15 protein-coding genes are annotated in these 16370 nt (G+C 66.5%); 7 read left to right on the plus strand and 8 right to left on the minus strand.

The window, feature by feature from the left end; genetic code table 11:
* Positions 1 to 53: 53 nt before the first annotated feature.
* Complete coding sequence (locus BMY06_RS06655) at positions 54 to 1634, plus strand: methyl-accepting chemotaxis protein (RefSeq protein WP_080180812.1); 1581 nt, start codon at positions 54 to 56, stop codon at positions 1632 to 1634.
* Positions 1635 to 1656: 22 nt separating this feature from the next.
* Here the strand turns inward: BMY06_RS06655 and BMY06_RS06660 are convergent, their stop codons facing one another.
* From BMY06_RS06660 to BMY06_RS06695, 8 genes are read right to left on the minus strand one after another with little or no spacing between them, the layout of a single operon-like run.
* Entirely contained in the window at positions 1657 to 2424 is a 768-nt protein-coding gene (locus tag BMY06_RS06660; RefSeq protein ID WP_065060734.1) for an SDR family NAD(P)-dependent oxidoreductase, read from the minus strand.
* Positions 2421 to 3530: a glycerol dehydrogenase gene (locus BMY06_RS06665; RefSeq protein ID WP_074982145.1), complete on the minus strand. Its 1110-nt coding sequence runs from the start codon at positions 3528 to 3530 to the stop codon at positions 2421 to 2423. Before BMY06_RS06665 ends, BMY06_RS06660 begins: the two co-directional genes overlap by 4 nt.
* Positions 3524 to 4216, minus strand: a complete 693-nt coding sequence (locus BMY06_RS06670; RefSeq protein WP_074982147.1) for an HAD family hydrolase — start codon at positions 4214 to 4216, stop codon at positions 3524 to 3526. The genes BMY06_RS06665 and BMY06_RS06670 overlap by 7 nt, the downstream gene beginning before the upstream one ends.
* Positions 4213 to 5745 carry a xylulokinase gene (locus BMY06_RS06675; protein WP_244144276.1) on the minus strand — a complete coding sequence of 511 codons (1533 nt, stop codon included), beginning with the start codon at positions 5743 to 5745 and terminating at the stop codon, positions 4213 to 4215. The genes BMY06_RS06670 and BMY06_RS06675 overlap by 4 nt, the downstream gene beginning before the upstream one ends.
* A gap of 57 nt (positions 5746 to 5802) precedes the next feature.
* Positions 5803 to 6729 carry an MBL fold metallo-hydrolase gene (locus BMY06_RS06680; protein WP_197520336.1) on the minus strand — a complete coding sequence of 309 codons (927 nt, stop codon included), beginning with the start codon at positions 6727 to 6729 and terminating at the stop codon, positions 5803 to 5805.
* A gap of 14 nt (positions 6730 to 6743) precedes the next feature.
* Positions 6744 to 7517, minus strand: a complete 774-nt coding sequence (locus BMY06_RS06685) for an SDR family NAD(P)-dependent oxidoreductase (RefSeq protein WP_065060730.1) — start codon at positions 7515 to 7517, stop codon at positions 6744 to 6746.
* 43 nt (positions 7518 to 7560) lie between these two features.
* On the minus strand, positions 7561 to 8532 hold the full coding sequence (locus tag BMY06_RS06690) for a shikimate dehydrogenase family protein (RefSeq protein WP_074982151.1): 972 nt from the start codon (positions 8530 to 8532) through the stop codon (positions 7561 to 7563).
* Positions 8529 to 9173: a glucose-6-phosphate isomerase gene (locus BMY06_RS06695; RefSeq protein ID WP_065060728.1), complete on the minus strand. Its 645-nt coding sequence runs from the start codon at positions 9171 to 9173 to the stop codon at positions 8529 to 8531. Before BMY06_RS06695 ends, BMY06_RS06690 begins: the two co-directional genes overlap by 4 nt.
* A 168-nt stretch (positions 9174 to 9341) precedes the next feature.
* Between BMY06_RS06695 and BMY06_RS06700 the strand changes: the two genes are divergently transcribed.
* The 6 genes from BMY06_RS06700 (at position 9342) to BMY06_RS06725 (ending at position 16323) form a co-directional block, all read left to right on the plus strand.
* Complete coding sequence (locus tag BMY06_RS06700) at positions 9342 to 10781, plus strand: FAD-binding oxidoreductase (protein WP_065060727.1); 1440 nt, start codon at positions 9342 to 9344, stop codon at positions 10779 to 10781.
* A 54-nt stretch (positions 10782 to 10835) separates the two neighbouring features.
* Positions 10836 to 11813 carry a sugar ABC transporter substrate-binding protein gene (locus BMY06_RS06705; RefSeq protein WP_231957583.1) on the plus strand — a complete coding sequence of 326 codons (978 nt, stop codon included), beginning with the start codon at positions 10836 to 10838 and terminating at the stop codon, positions 11811 to 11813.
* A gap of 80 nt (positions 11814 to 11893) precedes the next feature.
* Positions 11894 to 13471, plus strand: a complete 1578-nt coding sequence (locus BMY06_RS06710; RefSeq protein WP_065060726.1) for a sugar ABC transporter ATP-binding protein — start codon at positions 11894 to 11896, stop codon at positions 13469 to 13471.
* A 71-nt stretch (positions 13472 to 13542) separates the two neighbouring features.
* Positions 13543 to 14547 carry an ABC transporter permease gene (locus BMY06_RS06715; protein WP_074982152.1) on the plus strand — a complete coding sequence of 335 codons (1005 nt, stop codon included), beginning with the start codon at positions 13543 to 13545 and terminating at the stop codon, positions 14545 to 14547.
* A 99-nt stretch (positions 14548 to 14646) separates the two neighbouring features.
* Positions 14647 to 15504, plus strand: a complete 858-nt coding sequence (locus BMY06_RS06720; protein WP_080180813.1) for an SIS domain-containing protein — start codon at positions 14647 to 14649, stop codon at positions 15502 to 15504.
* A gap of 69 nt (positions 15505 to 15573) precedes the next feature.
* Positions 15574 to 16323 (plus strand): electron transfer flavoprotein subunit beta/FixA family protein, encoded by a 750-nt coding sequence (locus BMY06_RS06725; protein WP_074982154.1) that lies wholly within the window; start codon positions 15574 to 15576, stop codon positions 16321 to 16323.
* The last annotated feature ends 47 nt before the right edge of the window (positions 16324 to 16370 follow it).

Raw genomic sequence — 16370 nt, forward strand, 5'->3', positions numbered from 1 at the left:
ACCACAGACGTATCCAGCACGTCCGCGGGACGCGCATTTGCCGTGGGAGGCGTATGAAGGGATTGAAGCTGTCGACTCGTCTGATTGCCGGTTTTTCGTTGCTGACGGTGTTGCTGCTCGGCGTGGCTGGCGTGGCGTTCTATGGATTGTCGCAACTGAACGACCGGCTCGACGAGATCGCGCGCGTCAACAATACCGAATCGCGGCTCGCCAATCTGTTGAAGTCGTCGATTCAGGATCGCGCGATTGCCGTGCGCAATCTCGCGTTTCTGGAGAATCGTCCGGATTTGCTGGCCGAAGTCGATCGTATCCGGAATCAGGATCGTATTTACGCCGACGCCGCGCGGCAACTGCGCGACATGTTCCGGCAGGAACCTGGCACGAGCGCGAGCGAGCGCAAACTGCTGGGCGAAGTCGATCAACTCGAAGCGCAGGCCATGCCGCCGATGAACAAGGCCATCGATCTGGCACTCGCCAACGACATCGCGGGCGCGACCCGCACGATCATGCACGAAGCGCGGCCGCCGCAGCGCGTGTGGCTCGCGAAGGCGGTCGCGCTGGCGGAACAGGCCGACGAGGAGAACGCGAAGTCGCAGAAGTCCGCGGTCGCCACGTACGCGAGCATTCGCGTGCTGGTCGGCTCGCTGGTCGCACTGGCAGTGCTGGTCGCCATCGTCACGGCCGTGGTGCTCACGCGCAGCGTGCTGCGCCAGCTCGGCGGCGAGCCCAGCGAGGCGCAGCGCATCGCCGCCGAGATCGCGAAGGGCAATCTGCTCGTGCCGATCACGCTCGCGCGCGGCGACGAGCGCAGCCTGATGGCGTCGCTCGAAGCGATGCGCGCGCAGTTGACCCGCATCGTCATGGACATCAAGACGTCGGCGGAATCGATTGCGTCGGCGGCGGGCGAAATCGCGCAGGGCAACCTCGATCTCTCGCAACGCACCGAAGAGCAGGCCGCCTCGCTCGAACAGACTGCCGCGAGCATGGAGCAATTGACGTCGACGGTGAAGGCGAACACGGACAACGCGCGTCAGGGCAGCACGCTCGCGGGCACGGCGTCGCAGACGGCGGCGTCGGGCGGCGATGTGGTGCGCCGCGTCGTCAGCACGATGGAGGATATTTCGTCGAGTTCGTCGAAGGTGGGCGAGATCATCGCCGTGATCGAGGGCATTGCGTTTCAGACCAATATTCTTGCGCTCAATGCAGCGGTCGAGGCCGCGCGCGCGGGCGAGGAAGGGCGCGGCTTCGCGGTCGTGGCGGGCGAGGTGCGCACGCTCGCGCAGCGCAGCGCCGGGGCCGCGAAGGAAATCAAGGAACTGATCGAAACGTCGGCTTCGTTCGTGCGCAATGGTTCGGCGCTCGTGCAGGACGCGGGCCAAACCATGCACGAAGTCGTGCGTTCGGTGCAGCGCGTGACCGACATCATGGGCGAAATTACCTCGGCCTCGGTCGAGCAGACCACGGGCATCGAGCAGGTCAACACGGCGGTGACGCAGATGGACGAGGTCACGCAACAGAATGCGGCCCTCGTCGAGCAGGCGAGCGCCGCCGCGCAGGCGATGGCCGATCAGGCCGAAACGCTGCGCGCGACGGTCGCGATCTTCAAGGTGGATGGCGCGTCAGCAATACGATGAAACCGCGCTTCAATGAAAACGCTTAGGCACCCGAAACATATCCGCCGTCGACCGGCAAGGTCGCACCGGTGATGAACGCCGCGCCCGGCGAAGCCAGAAACAGCGTGGCGCCCACGAGATCCTCGGCTTCGCCCCAGCGCTTGAGCGCGCTGCGGGCGGCGATCTTCTGCGCGGCGGCCGGCGACTCCCAGAGCGGACGCGTCATATCGGTGCGATGGTAGCCCGGCGCAATCGCGTTCACGCGCACGCCCGCTGCGCCGAACGCATGCGCGAGCGAACGCGTGAGGCCGAGCACGCCCGTCTTGCTCGCGCAATACGCGGGCACTTCGACATCGGCGAGATAGCTGAGCATCGACGCGACGTTGATCACGCAGCCTTTCGTTCGTTCGAGTTGCGGGCGTAGCGCCATCGACAGACGCATCGCCGCCGTGAGGTTCACGTCGAGCACTTCGCGAAATACGTCGTCGCGGTATTCGTCGAACGGACGCGCCACGCCCGCCGCATTCACGAGCACGTCGAGCGTTTCCGTTTGCGCCGCGAAATCCTGAATCGCCTGTGCATCGCGCACGTCGAGCTGCGCGAAGCGGATCGCAGAGAGCGTCGTGTCCGCGCGCAGCGTGTCGAGTTTCGCGGCCGAGCTGCCGGTTGCGATCACGCGCGCGCCGAGCGACGCGAAGCCGTCGGCGATCGCGAGTCCGATGCCGCTGGTCGCGCCCGATACCAGCACGGTGCGGCCGTCGAACAGGCCGGGGCGAAAGGCGTGCAGTTCCTGCTTTTGCGTCGTGATCATTCGGTATCCTGATGTTGGTGATGGAAATCGAATCGCGCGGCATACGCATCCATCGCCTTGAGCGCGGCGACGACCATCGCCGGTTCGACCGGGTAAGGTTCGTTATGGATGATCTCGCCCGCGCGGCAGGCACGCGCCGCGACAATCTCAAGCGCAGCGGTATCGGCGACATCGACGTTGATTTGATGCAGGCGCGTGGGCAGTCCGACCGCGCGGCAGAAGGCGAAAACGCGCCGACGTTCTTCGTCGGGCACCGTCGAGAGGAACAGCGAGGCGAGCACGCCGATCGCCACTTTTTCGCCGTGCAGCAGATTGTGCGACGAGGGCAGATCGGCGAGGCCATGGTGGATCGCATGCGCCGCCGCCACGCCGCCCGATTCGAAGCCGATGCCCGAGAGCAGCACGGTGGCTTCGAGCGTGGCGTCGAAGTCGGGCGTGACGAGCTGGGCGCGGCAGTCGGCGACGGCTTGCGGCGCGTGCGCGAACAGCATGTCGCGGCACAGACGGGCGGCCTCGAAGGCGAGCGCGGTGCCGCGTCCGCCGCACAGATTGCGCGCGTAGGCGCGGCGGCAGGCGTCGGCTTCGTAGTAGGTGGCCAGCGCGTCGCCGATGCCCGCGATGAAGAAGCGCGCGGGCGCGCGCACGATCACGGCGGTGTCGAGCAGCACGAGATCGGGATTGCGGCGCACGAAGCGGTCGCGGACCACGCGGCCTGCCTCGTCGTAGATCACGGCGAGCGCGCTGCACGGCGCGTCGGACGCCGCGATGGTCGGCACGCAGACGAACGGCAGGCGCAGGTCGTCGGCGGCGGCGCGGCCGGTGTCGATCACCTTGCCGCCGCCGAACGACACCACGATGTCCGCGCCGCTCGAACGGATCCAGTCGGCGGTGTCCGCGACGGCGCGCTCGGTGCAGGCGGCGTCCACCGCGCGCACTTGCAGCGCGACTTTGTCGGCGCGCGCGAGCGACGGTTCGAGCAGGCTCGCGACATTGCGGTCGACGAGACAGGCGGCGCGCGTGCCGAGCCGCGCGAGTTCGGCGTCGAGCGTGTCGAGCGCGCCCGCGCCCTGGACGTAGCGCGAGGGAAAGATACTGGTTTTCAGCATGATCGTGGCGAGGTCGAAGGTGGAAGGGAGAGGCCGAGCGCGGCGGCGAGTTCGCTGGCGCTGCGCACGAGTTGAACCTGCGGCGGGAACAGCGCGACGTGGGCTTCTTCCGCGGGCCAGCCGAGCACGCGCATGCCCGCCGCGAGCGCGGCCTGGGCGCCGGTCGGGCTGTCTTCCACGGCGACGGCGTCGCGTGCGTCCACGTCGAGCAAATATGCGGCGCGCAGATAGGACTCGGGATCGGGCTTGCCGCGGCGCACGTCGTTGGCGCTCACGGAAACGAGTTCGGGCGCTTGCAGCCCGAGCGCGTTCAGATTCGCTTCGAGCAGCATGCGTCCCGCGTTCGAGACGATCGCCTGACGCAGCCCGGCGGCCTGCGCGGCGCGCCAGACTTCCAGCGCACCGGGCCGCGGCACGAGATGCCGCGCCTCGGCCACATAATGCGCGGCGCGAAACGCCGACCAGTCCGCGAAACCGGTTTCGATGCCGAAGCGCTCTTGCACGATGCGGTGCACGGCTTTGCCGGTCTGCCCGAACATCAGCGGATGCAGTTCGTCGCCCGCGATCACGCCGTTGTGCGCGAGCGCGGCGATCAGCGTGCGCATGTGGAGCGGTTCGCTGAGCGCGAGCGTGCCGTCCATGTCCCAGAGGACCGCGCGCGGCGATGTGCCGGTGCGTGTGCTCATGCGCGTTCTCCTTGCAGCGCGTCGAGTTCGTCGTAGAACTGCTGCGCGTTCACGTAGAGCCGTTCGAACAGCGGCATCATGCGGTCGTAGAGATCGCTCGCGCGCGGGTCGGGCTGCACTTCGCGCTCGAAGCGCACGAACTTGCGCACGGCGTCGCCGAGCGTGCCGAATTGGCCCGATGCGGTCGCCGCAAGCAGCGCGCAGCCGATCACGCCGCATTCGACTTCGGCGGGCACGAGGATCGGCGTGCGATACATGCTCGCCTTGATGTCGAGCCACAGTGCGGCCTTCGCGCCGCCGCTCGCCGCCACCAGACGTTCGATCGGCACGCCTTCTGGCTGGATCATCTGCATATGGCGGCGCACGCCGAACGCCACGCCTTCGAGCACCGCGCGATGCAGATGCGCGAGTCCATGCCGCGCCGCGATGCCGAAGAACTGCGCGCGCGAATTCGGATGATCGCCGAAACGTTCGCCGGTCAGATAGGGCAGGAAAAACAGACCTTCCGCGCCGACCGGCGCTTCGGCGGCCTTGCGCGCGACGGCTTCGTACGAGAGCGTGTTTTCGTGGAACGCGCGACGCGCCCAGCGCATCGCGTCGCCACCCGAGTCGAGCAGCGTGAAGCGGCCCCACAAGCCTTCGCAGGTGGCCACGTTCGAGACTTCCGGATGCAGCATGGGCGTGTCGGCGATCACCGTGATGATCGACGAGGTGCCGGTGATATCGGAGGCGAGGCCCGGTTCGTAGACGCCCGAGCCGAGCACCGAAGCCGGATAGTCCGCCGCGCCCACCAGCACGGGCGTGCCTTCGCGCAGACCGGTCGCGGCGGCGGCGGCGCGCGTCACGTGGCCGAGCAGCGCTTGCGGCGCGCGAATCGGCGGCATCTTGCGGATGTCGAGACCGAGTTCGTCGAACATCGCCGGCGACCAGGCGCGCGTTTGCGGGTCCATCAGGAACATCATCGACGCGTCGCTCCAGTCGCACGCGCGCTCGCCGGTCAGGCGGAAGTTCACGTAGTCCTTCGGCATGAAAACGGTGGACGCGCGCGCGTAGGCGTCGGGTTCGTGATCGCGGATCCACTGGAGCTTGAACGCGGGCCACGCGGCCGTGGGCGGATTCGCGGTGCGCGCGAGGTAGTCGTGGCGTTCGTGCAGGCGGTCGGCGCTACGGTAGCGCGCGCGGAACGTGTCGACCTGCGCGGCCGAGCGCTTGTCGTTCCAGAGCGGCGCGGCGTCGCGCGTGAGTTCGCCGTCGGCGTCGATCAGCACGGTGCCGTGCATTTGCCCGCACGCGCAGATCGCCGCGATCTGCTGCGCGGCGCCGGGCTCGGCGGCGAGTACTTCGCGGATCGCCTCGACCGCGCCCGCCCACCAGTCGAGCGGACGCTGTTCGGACCAGCCGTAGCGCGGCACGATCTGTTCGTGCTCGCGCGCGGCGAGGCGGTGGATCTTGCCGCTGGCGTCGACGAGCGCGGCGCGCACGCTGCCGGTGCCCACGTCGATCGCAAGGTAAGGGGTTGTCTCCATCATCGTTCTATGTGTTCGGGTCGCGAGGGAAGCGTGATGCCTGTCGGTCGAATCGACAGGCTAACCGCTTTGCCGTGGGTCCGTCTGTGCGTTTGCGCGGATACGCCAGGTGCATTGCGTGCGCGCGCGATAGAGCGCGAGTGCGCCGCGCTCCGCGACGATGCGCGTGTCGATCACGGCGGGATCGAGCGTGTTGAAGTCGAACAGGCCATGATGATGCGCGATCATCGCGCGCACGCCCGCATGCTTGCAGAGCGCCACGGCTTCGTCGAGCGTGAAGTTGCCCGGCACGCCGTTGCCGCTGCGTTCGTCGTCGCGGCCGTTCACGGGCAGCAGCGCGAGATGCGGCTGCAGGGCCGCCACGTTTTCATGCAGACCGTCGTACGGCACGCAGTCGCCCGAGTGATACACGCGCACGCCCGCCACGTCGATCACATAGCCGAGCCACGGATGGCGGCCCTGATCGTCCACATCGAGCGTTTCGTGCGCGGACGGCACCGGCGCGATCCGCACGCCCGGCAGCGGCTCCACGCGCTCGCCCGCATCGACGGGAATCAGGCGCGCGACATCCACGCCACAGCGCTTGACGGCTTCGTCGAGCGTGGCGGCGGGCACCACGAAACGCAGCTTCGGAAAGCGCCGGGCGAGCGGCTGGAGCGTGTCCGGGTCCATGTGGTCGGTGTGACGGTGCGTGCACAGCACGAGGTCCACGTGCTCGAAATCTTCGGGCGCGACCGGCGCGGCCATCATGCGCCGGTGCGGATAACGCGTGCCCTGATACTTGCGCGCGAGCGAATCGGAGAGATACGGATCGATCAGCAGACGCAAGCCCGCGCCCTCGATCACGAAGCCCGCCTGGCCGAGCCAGTTCAGCGCGACGCCGCCCGCGGGCGGCGCGGGCGTGAACGGCTTCGCGGCAGGCCGCGTGCGCGCCGCGAGTTGCGCGGCGAGCGGCATCTCGAAGGTATCGACGTCGATCGACAGCATGGCGGCGCTCATCGTTACCAGCACACGTAACCGCCGTCGGCGAGCACGATCGAACCGGTCATCAGGCTCGCGGCCTCGCTGGCGAGAAACAGCACCACGGAGGCGACTTCGTCGACGCGGCCGAGCCGGTTCATCGGCGTGCCGCCGACCCAGTGGCGATACATCTCCGGGTCGTCGTAGACGTACTTGTTCATTTCGGTGTCGATATACGTGGGCGCGACCGCGTTCACGCGCACGCCGCGCGCGCCCCATTCGGCGGCGAGCGAGCGCGTGAGGTGATGCACGCCCGCCTTCGACGCGTTGTAGTTCGCCTGTTCCTGCGGCCGGTTGACGACGAAACCCGACATCGAACCGACGTTCACGATGCTGCCGCCGCCGTGTTCGAGCATGCTCTTGCCGAACGCGCGGCAGCAGCGGAACACGCCGTTGAGATTCACGTCGATGACGCGGTCCCAGACTTCGTCGCTCATGGTTTCGGCGGGATGGTTCGAAATGGCGATGCCCGCGTTGTTCACGAGCACGTCCACGCGGCCGTGGCGCGCGATCACGGCGTCGTGCACGCGCTGCACGGCGGCCGCGTCGGTCACGTCGAGCCGTTCGCTTTCGACCTGCGCGCCTGCGGCCGTGAGCTTCGCGACGGCTTCGTCGAGCGCGCCCTGATGCATGTCCGTGAGCACCACGCGCGCGCCCGCTTGCGTCAGCGCTTCGGAGATGGCGAAGCCGATGCCGCGCGCGGCGCCGGTCACGACGGCGAGCTTGCCGTCGAGGCGGAATTTGTCGAGATACATCGTCGATCCTTCGGTTCAGTGTCGGTTCGGTGGTCGTTCTTGATCAGGCGAGCGGTCTGGCGGGCGCCGGCTTGCCCGCCGCGGCGGCGATGCGGCAGATTTCGTCGAAGTCCGGGCCGCGCGTCGGAATGTCGATATGAAACACCTCGGCGATCACGCGCGTCCAGCCATAAATGAAGTAGGTCCAGCCGTCCTCGACCTGCAAGGCGCGCGCGCTTTGCTGGGCGCGCGCCTGATCGAGAAACACCAGCTCGCCGCGATAGTTCAGATCCCAGGCGATGGCGCGCTCGGGAAACACGCCCGCGTTCGTGAGCGGCGAACCGGGCGCATCCTTGCCGAGCCCCGTCGCGTTGATGACGAGCGCGCCCGGCGAGAGCCGCGCGAGCACGGCGTCGTTGTCCTGCGGGAGCGGCGCGACGACGTACTCGCACGGCACGCCCAGATGCAGCTCGCGGTGAATCCGCTCGATTTCCTCCAGACGCGCCGCCGAGCGGTTCGAGACGATCACGCGCGACGGCCGGTTCGCGCCCCGGCTCGTCTGCATCAGATGCCAGGTGAGGGCGATGGTCGACCCGCCCGCGCCCATCGAAAACACTTCCGCGCCGGTGCGCGCGAAATGCTCGGGCGGCAGAAAGCCGTCGAGCGCAAGACCCGAGGTGATCGGGTCCTTCGCGTGGCAGACGAACTTGCCGTCGCGCTTCGAAAGACAACTGGTCTCGCCCATGATGCGCGCGTGCGGATCGATCTCGTCGAAGAGATCCTCGCAGGCCGCGTACAGGTCGATCTTGTGCGTGGTCACGAGCGCGCCGAGCGACAGCGGATCGTCGCGCAGAAACTCGACGGCCTCGCGGTACGCCTCGCGGCTCGCGTGCAGCGGAAAGTCGATGCCTTTCATTTCGACGTCGCCGAGGCCGAGATGGCGCGCCCATTCCGGGAACACGCGCATGATCGAACTCTGCGCGGTGGTCACGCCGATGAAGTAGAAGGTCGGTTTGGTGGCGGCGGTGTAGCTCATCGGGCTTGCTCCGTTTCGTTGCGGCGCGCGACCAGCGCCTCGATTTCCGCGAGCGTGCGTGCGCGCCATTCGGGATTCGGCTCGCTGCGCCAGCCGCGCTCTTTGTCCTCGACGATGCGCAGGCGCATGCCGTTCGAGCGCTCGATGATTTCGTAGTCCTGGCCCGAATCGGCCGGATAGCAGAACAGCATCACGAAGTCGCCCTGACCGAGATTGACCGAGCGGTGAATCCAGCGCGGCGGCACGTAGCAGACGGTGTTCGCGCGGATCTCCACGATGCGCGTTTCGCCGTCGGGCGCTTCCATCAGCATCAGGCCGTGGCCTTTGAGGCCGAAATACAGCTCCGGGCGGTCGATGTTCGCGTGAATGTGTCCGCGCGTCATGAAGAACTCCTTGCCCACCTTGCCCGCGCTCATGCGCGTCACGCCCGTGATGAGGTCGCCCGGCTCCGCGTTGGGCCGATGGTCGGTGACTTCGTAGACGACTTCGTCCGCGCGCGCGGCGGCCAGCGCGTCGAACGCGGCGGCGTCGGCGTACAGACCGGCGAGATCGCCAAGCCGTTTCTGATAGTGCGAATCCGTACCGGTCATCAGACCCGTCTCCAGATTCACGTCGAACGAACGGGGTTCCGGCCATTGCATGGTGCTTCTCTCCCTGAAAGTGTGTCGATGCCAAAACGTTAGTATTGGTGATGATATAGTTTGTGAAACAAACGAACACTCGGGTTTTCACTAGGGTTAAACGTGTGTTTTGCAAATATAATGGCAGCAACACTATCGTTAATGCATCTCGGGTAGGAGGCAGATTCCATGCAAGATCAGGCTGAAGAAGCGCGCCGCGAGGCAGTGCTCGCGGCATTGCGCGAGGCGCTCGGCGCCGCCGTGGTCAGCCTGCCGGCCGACTTCGCCGGCCGCCGTCACGCCGACTCCAGCCGCATGCCGTGCGCGGAGCCCATCGCGCTGCTGCGGCCGCGCACGACCGAACAGGTATCGAAGGCGTTGAGCATCTGTCACGCGCACCATCAGCCGGTGGTCACGCAGGGCGGCCTCACGGGGCTCGCGGGCGGCGCGTGCATGCTGGGCGGCGAAGTGGCGCTGAGTCTCGAACTGATGAACGCGATCGAGGAAATCGATCCGGTCAGCGCGACCATGACCGTGCAGGCGGGCACGCCGTTGCAGACCGTGCAGGAAGCCGCCGACGCGGCCGGTTTCATGTTCCCGCTCGACCTCGGCGCGCGCGGCAGCGCGACGATCGGCGGCAATCTGGGCACCAATGCGGGCGGCAACCGCGTGATCCGCTACGGGATGATGCGCGAGCAGGCGCTCGACGTCGAAGCCGTGCTCGCGGACGGCAGCGTGGTCGGCGGCCTGCGCAAGATGATCAAGAACAACACGGGCTACGACCTGCGCGATCTGCTGATCGGCAGCGAAGGCACGCTCGGCGTCATGACGCGCGCCGTGCTGCGGCTGCGGCCCAAACCGCGCGCCGTCTCGACCGCGTGGTGCGGTCTGCCCGACTACGACAGCGTGACCACGCTGCTGCGGCTCGCGCAGGAACGCCTGCCCGCGGGCGTGTCCGCGTTCGAGGTGATGTGGCCGGGTTATTACGATTTCGTGCTGTCGCGCCTGCCGGAACTGCGCGCGCCGCTCGAAGGCCGTCACGCGTTCTACGTGTTGCTCGAAAGCAGCGGCGCGGATCCGCAGAGCCAGAACGACGTCTTCGAAGCCTTCCTCGCCGACATGCTCGAAGCCGGCACGCTGAGCGACGCCGCACTGGCCGCCAACGAGGCGCACGCCGCCGCGTTCTGGGCGATCCGCGATGCGCCCGGCGAATACGGCCGCTTTATTCCTGGCCGCGTGTCGTTCGACGTGAGCTTTTCGGTCGCGCAGGTCGGACTCGCGGCGCAGCGCTGCGAAGCGCGTCTGCGCGAACACTGGCCCAACGCGACGATCCTCATCTACGGCCATCTCGGCGACGGCAATCTGCACATCGTCGTGCACGAGCCGGACTGGCCCGCGAGCGCCGCCGCCGAAGTCAAGCGCGTGGTCTATGGCGTGACGGGCGAGCTGGGCGGCTCGGTGTCGGCGGAGCACGGCATCGGCACCAAGAAGCTCGAGGTGCTCGCGCTCTCGCGCACGCCCGCCGAACTCGCCGCGATGCGCGCGGTGAAGGCCGCGCTCGATCCGCGCGGCATCCTGAATCCTGGCAAGTTGTTCCTTGAGTCAACGCCCACGATGCAGTTGAAGTAGCGCCGGCGCGTTCGTGCCGGTTCAATACGTGACACACCTAAAAGAGGAGGAGACATGTCGCGTCTCATGCAGAAGTTGCTGTGCGTAGCCGCGTTCGCCACGGCGGGCATTCTGGCCGCAGCCCCGGCGTTCGCCGCCGACAAGATCAAGGTCGGCATTTCGATGAAGGTGCTCAACGCGCCGTATTTCGCCGCGGCGATGGAGTCGGCCAAGGCGCGCGCGACCGAACTCGGCGCGGACGTCATCGTCGCCGATGCGCAGGGCAAGATGGGCAAGCAGATTTCGGATGTCGAGGATCTCGTCACGCGCGGCGTCAAGGTGCTGCTGATCGATCCCGCCGATCCGGAAGCACTGGTGGGCGCCGTCAACGCCGCAAGCGCGGCGGGCGTGAAGGTGGTCGTGTTCGACAGCACGCTCAACGAGAAGGCCAATTACCTGACGCTCGTGCAGTCGTCGAACAGCCAGAACGGCGCGCTGGTGGGCCGCTGGGTCGTCGACAACATGGGCGACAAGCCGCTGAAGATCGCGCTGATTTCCGGTGAGAAAGGCAATCCGGTTGGCCGCGAACGCCGCGACGGCGTGCTCTCGGGCATCGTCGAGGCGCAGCTCGAAAAGACCGGCAAGTCGAATCTGCAGATCGTCGGCCAGGGCTGGGGCAACTGGTCCGATGAAGGCGGGCTGAAGGCGATGGAGGATCTGCTGGTCGCCAACAAGGACATCAACATGGTCCTGAGCGAGAACGACAGCATGCTGCTGGGCGCGCGCCGCGCGATCCAGAGCGCGAACCGCGACGGCATCACGCTGGTCGCGGCCGCCGACGGCCAGAAGGAAGCGCTCGCGCTGATCAAGCAGGGCAAGTACGGCGTGACCGCGCTCAACGATCCGGCGCTCGTCGCGCGCACCGCGGTCGATATCGGCATGAAGGCCGCGAAGGGTCAGGCCGTGAATGTGCCGAAGGTCTCGTACACGCCGCCGGTCGCCATCTCGAAGAGCAACGTCGACAAGTACTACAACCCGAAGGCGATTTTCTAAGGCGTTTCGTTCGCCGGCTTTTTTCGACGTATGCGCGCGCCCGCCGGACGCCGGGCGCGCGCCTGAGTGGAGACAGTTCAATGATTCCGTTCATCGCACTAACGGGCATCGACAAGCGGTTCGGCGGCATTCACGCAATCGAGAACATCGATTTCGATGTCCGCAGCGGTGAAGTCCATGCGCTCGTCGGCGAAAACGGCGCGGGCAAATCGACGCTCATGCGCGTGATCGGCGGCGGCCATCAGCCCGACGCCGGCAGCATCAGCGTGCAGGGCCGGGCGATGGTGCTGCGCAATCCCCACGCGGCGCTCGCCGAAGGCATCGCCGTGATTCATCAGGAGACGGCGCTCGCGCCCGATCTGTCCGTGGCCGAGAACGTGTTTCTCGGCGCCTTGCCCGCCGTGATCGACTGGCGCACGCTGCGCGCGAAGGCGCGCGCGCTGATCGAAAGCCTCGGCTTCGAGATCGATCCGGCGGCGCTGGTCGGCACGCTCTCGGCGGCGCAATGCCAGGTGATCGAGATCGCCAAGGCGCTGTCCGGCGAACTCAAGCTGCTCGTGCTCGACGAACCGACCGCCGCGCTCGCGCCGTCGGACGCGGACCGTCTGCTCGACATCGTGCGCTCGCTGCGTGCGCGCGGCGTGGGCATCGTCTATATCTCGCACCGGCTCGAAGAAGTGTTCGCGATTGCCGACCGCATCACCGTGCTGAAAGACGGCCGTCGCGTCGATACCGTGACGCCCGCCGATATTTCGCGCGACGAACTGATCCGCAAGATGGTCGGGCGCCCGCTTTCGGTGCTGTTTCCCGAGCGCAAGGCGCAGACCGGCGCGGTCGTGCTGAAGGTGGACGGCCTGTCGCGCGGCGAGGCCGTGCGCGACGTGTCGTTCAGTTTGCGCGCGGGCGAAGTGGTCGGACTCGGCGGGCTGATCGGCTCGGGCCGCACCGAAGTCGCGCGCCTGATTTTCGGCGCGGATCGCGCGGACGCGGGCACGATCGAACTGAAAGGCAAACGCCTGAACGTACGCACGCCGATGGCGGCCGTGCGCGCCGGTATCGGCCTCGTGCCCGAGGATCGCAAGGGCCAGGGCGCGGTGCTGTCGATGCCGATCCGCATCAACGCGACGCTGGCTTCGCTCAAGTCGGTCAGCGCGCCAGGCGGCTTTCTCGCGTTCGGCCGCGAACGCGGCTACGTGGCGCACCTGATGGACGCGCTGCGCATCAAGGCGCGTTCGATGGACGCCGACGTGTCGACGCTGTCGGGCGGCAATCAGCAGAAAGTCGTGCTCGCGAAATGGTTTCATGCGGACGGCGATCTCATCATTCTCGACGAACCCACGCGCGGCGTGGACGTGGGCGCGAAGGTCGAAATCTACACGCTCATCAACCAGCTCGCGGAGCGCGGCAAGGCGGTGCTTGTGATCTCGTCCGAGCATCAGGAATTGATGGGTCTGTGCGACCGCATCATGGTGATGGGCGAGGGGCGGATTCGCGGCGAATTGCAACCGGACGACTACAGCGAGGAAGCGATTCTCGCGCTGTCGCTGCGGCGCGATCCCGGCGAAACGCATGGCGATCCGCACGGTGAACTGCCGGGTGATCCGCACGCGAGCCAGCAGGCCGGCGCGCGCGACGGCGCCACGCTCATGCACGGTTGACGCCGCCCACGCGCGTCGAAACAGACAGTCATATCAGATTGCATAGATTGGACAGATTGGAGACACCCATCATGAATCCCAGCGCCACCACTCCGAACACGCGTCAGCGCCAGGCCAGCAACTGGCAGCATCTCTGGCAAACGGCGCGCCGCTTCAACACGGTCGCGATTCTCCTCGTACTGGTTGTGGCCGCATCGTTTATTTCCGACGACTTCTTTTCCGCGCCGAATCTGTCGAACATCACGCGCCAGGTCGCGGGCGTGGGCATCATGTCGGTCGGCATGCTGCTCGTGGTGCTCACGGGCGGCATCGACCTGTCGGTCGGCTCGGTGGCGGCGCTTGGCAGCGTGCTGTCGGCGATGCTGATTCCCGAGCATGGCCTCGGGTTCGCGCTGGCGGCGGCGCTCGTGACGGGCGGCCTGTGCGGGCTCGTCTCGGGCGTGCTGGTGGCATTCTGCCGCCTCACGCCGTTCGTGGTGACGCTCGCGATGATGACCGTGGCGCGCGGCATCGCCATGATCGTGTCGAACGGCTCGCCGATTCTCGTCGACGACGCCGGCCAGGCGCTGCTCGACTTCGGCCGCCACAGCTATCTCGGCATTCCCGGCCCGACGCTGGTGATGCTGATCGTGTTCGTGGCGGGCGGCGTGGCGCTCGGCCGCATGCGCGCGGGCCGCGTGGTGCGCGCGATCGGCTCGAACGAGGAAGCGGTGCGGCTCTCCGGCGTGCCGGTCGCGCGCCATATTCTGGGCACCTACGTCTGCTCGGGCGCGCTGGCCTCGCTGGCGGGCATCATCTCGACGGCGCGCGCCAGCGTGGGCGCGCCGACCGTGGGCGTGGGCGACGAACTGACCGTGATCGCCGCCGTGGTGATCGGCGGGGCGAGCCTCGCGGGCGGCAAGGGCGGCGTGCTCAACACGCTGATGGGCGTGCTGATTCTGGGCGTGATCGGCAACATCATGAATCTCGCGAGCGTGCCAGGCTATCACCAGCAGGTCGTGATGGGCGCGATCATCGTCGCGGCGGTGCTGATGCAGCAGGGCGCGGGCTTCTGGCGGCGCTGGATCTTCCGCTAAACTCCTCTTCTGGCGCGCCGCGAACCGAACCGCGATGCACGGCGCGCCGGATTGCAGGACCCTGGCTCCGCGCCCGTACGTCAAAGAAGGAAATCTCGCGTGCCCGATTACAACATCCTCGAAGTGATTGACCGCGCCCGGCCCAATTTGCGGCGCGGCAGCCGGCAGGTCGCCGATTACATTCTGGAAAACGTTCACTCCATCGCGGAGTTGAGCCTGTCCGAACTCGCGCGCCTCGCGCAGGTGAGCGAGCCGACGGTGCTGCGTTTTTGCACGACGATCGGCTGCAATGGCTTCAAGGACTTCAAGATCCGCGCGGTGCAGAGCCTCGCGCTCGGCGCGCCCGCGACGCATTCGGTGCTGTCCGGCGCGGATACGCCCGAAACCGTGGCCACGAAGATTTTCGATTACACGATCACGAGCCTCGACTGGGCGCGCAAGAAACTCGACTTCGAGGCGATCGGGCGCGCGGTCGATCTGCTGGCGGCGGCGTCGCGCATCGAATTTTTCGGCTTTGGCGCGTCGGGCATCGTGGCGCTGGACGCACAGCAGAAGTTTCCGCTGTTCGGCGTGCCGTGCGTGGCGCATCAGGATTCGCATCAGCAGTTCATTGCCGCTTCGATGCTGAAACCCGGCGACGCCGTGGTGGCGATTTCCAACACGGGCGCGACGCGCTCGCTCATCGAAGTCGCGCGCACGGCAAAGGAGCGCGGCGCGCATGTGGTGGTGATCACCGGTTCGCACGGGCCGTTGACGCGTTATTGCGATGTGGCCGTGGTGGCGGAGACGCTTGAAAACACCGACGTCTACACGCCGACTACGTCGCGGCTGGCGGCGCTGGTGATCGTGGATATTCTGTCCACCAGCGTCGCGCTGAAAAAGGGCGAGGCCCACGCGCGCGACGTGCAGGACATGAAACGCCATCTCGCCGATATGCGGACCTCCGGCGTGATCTGATTTTCCATGGCTGGCGATGGCTCTTATTTGAGCGATCGTCTGATCCAATTGGTTAGCTATCCATACGATATGAAAATTATTGTCGCTGTGAAACGCGTGGTCGATTACAACGTGAAGGTTCGTGTGAAGTCGGACGGCACGGGCGTGGATATCGCGAACGTCAAGATGTCGATGAATCCGTTCGATGAAATCGCGGTCGAGGAAGCGGTGCGCTTGAAAGAAGCGGGGATCGCGACGGAAGTGATTGCGGTTTCGGCGGGCGTTTCGCAAGCGCAGGAAACGCTGCGCACGGCACTGGCGATTGGCGCGGATCGCGCGGTGTTGATCGAATCGAATGAGGAATTGCAACCGCTGGCTGTCGCGAAGCTTTTGAAAGCGCTCGTCGATAAAGAGCAGCCTTCGCTGGTAATTCTCGGCAAACAAGCCATCGACGACGATTCGAATCAGACCGGTCAGATGCTTGCCGCTTTGGCGGATCTGCCGCAAGCGACGTTTGCTTCGAAAATCACGGTTGCGGATGGCAAGGCGACGGTGGCGCGTGAAGTCGATGGCGGCGCGGAAACCTTGACGTTGACATTGCCCGCTGTCGTGACGACGGATTTGCGTTTGAACGAGCCGCGCTACGTCACGCTGCCCAACATCATGAAGGCGAAGAAGAAGCCGCTCGAAACGATCACGCCGGAAGATCTCGGCGTGGATGTCGCTCCGCGTTTGAAGACGCTGAAAGTTTCGGAACCGCCCAAGCGCAGCGCAGGCGTGAAAGTGCCTGACGTGAAAACGCTGGTCGAAAAGCTGAAGACCGAAGCCAAGGTGCTGTGAGGAGCGAATCGAAAATGACGAACCTGGTAATTGCAGAACACGACAAT

The sequence above is a fragment of the Paraburkholderia tropica genome, from assembly GCF_900109265.1.
Taxonomy (GTDB): Bacteria; Pseudomonadota; Gammaproteobacteria; order Burkholderiales; family Burkholderiaceae; genus Paraburkholderia; species Paraburkholderia tropica.

Bases quoted from the DNA above. Each gene is read 5' to 3' on its own strand.
- BMY06_RS06665 (WP_074982145.1), bottom strand. From the start codon at position 3,530: ATGCTGAAAACCAGTATCTTTCCCTCGCGCTACGTCCAGGGCGCGGGC.
- BMY06_RS06695 (WP_065060728.1), bottom strand. From the start codon at position 9,173: ATGCAATGGCCGGAACCCCGTTCGTTCGACGTGAATCTGGAGACGGGT.
- BMY06_RS06725 (WP_074982154.1), top strand. From the start codon at position 15,574: ATGAAAATTATTGTCGCTGTGAAACGCGTGGTCGATTACAACGTGAAG.
- BMY06_RS06690 (WP_074982151.1), bottom strand. From the start codon at position 8,532: ATGAGCTACACCGCCGCCACCAAACCGACCTTCTACTTCATCGGCGTG.
- BMY06_RS06685 (WP_065060730.1), bottom strand. From the start codon at position 7,517: ATGTATCTCGACAAATTCCGCCTCGACGGCAAGCTCGCCGTCGTGACC.
- BMY06_RS06710 (WP_065060726.1), top strand. From the start codon at position 11,894: ATGATTCCGTTCATCGCACTAACGGGCATCGACAAGCGGTTCGGCGGC.
- BMY06_RS06670 (WP_074982147.1), bottom strand. From the start codon at position 4,216: ATGAGCACACGCACCGGCACATCGCCGCGCGCGGTCCTCTGGGACATG.
- BMY06_RS06705 (WP_231957583.1), top strand. From the start codon at position 10,836: ATGTCGCGTCTCATGCAGAAGTTGCTGTGCGTAGCCGCGTTCGCCACG.
- BMY06_RS06655 (WP_080180812.1), top strand. From the start codon at position 54: ATGAAGGGATTGAAGCTGTCGACTCGTCTGATTGCCGGTTTTTCGTTG.
- BMY06_RS06715 (WP_074982152.1), top strand. From the start codon at position 13,543: ATGAATCCCAGCGCCACCACTCCGAACACGCGTCAGCGCCAGGCCAGC.
- BMY06_RS06675 (WP_244144276.1), bottom strand. From the start codon at position 5,745: ATGATGGAGACAACCCCTTACCTTGCGATCGACGTGGGCACCGGCAGC.
- BMY06_RS06660 (WP_065060734.1), bottom strand. From the start codon at position 2,424: ATGATCACGACGCAAAAGCAGGAACTGCACGCCTTTCGCCCCGGCCTG.
- BMY06_RS06700 (WP_065060727.1), top strand. From the start codon at position 9,342: ATGCAAGATCAGGCTGAAGAAGCGCGCCGCGAGGCAGTGCTCGCGGCA.
- BMY06_RS06680 (WP_197520336.1), bottom strand. From the start codon at position 6,729: ATGCTGTCGATCGACGTCGATACCTTCGAGATGCCGCTCGCCGCGCAA.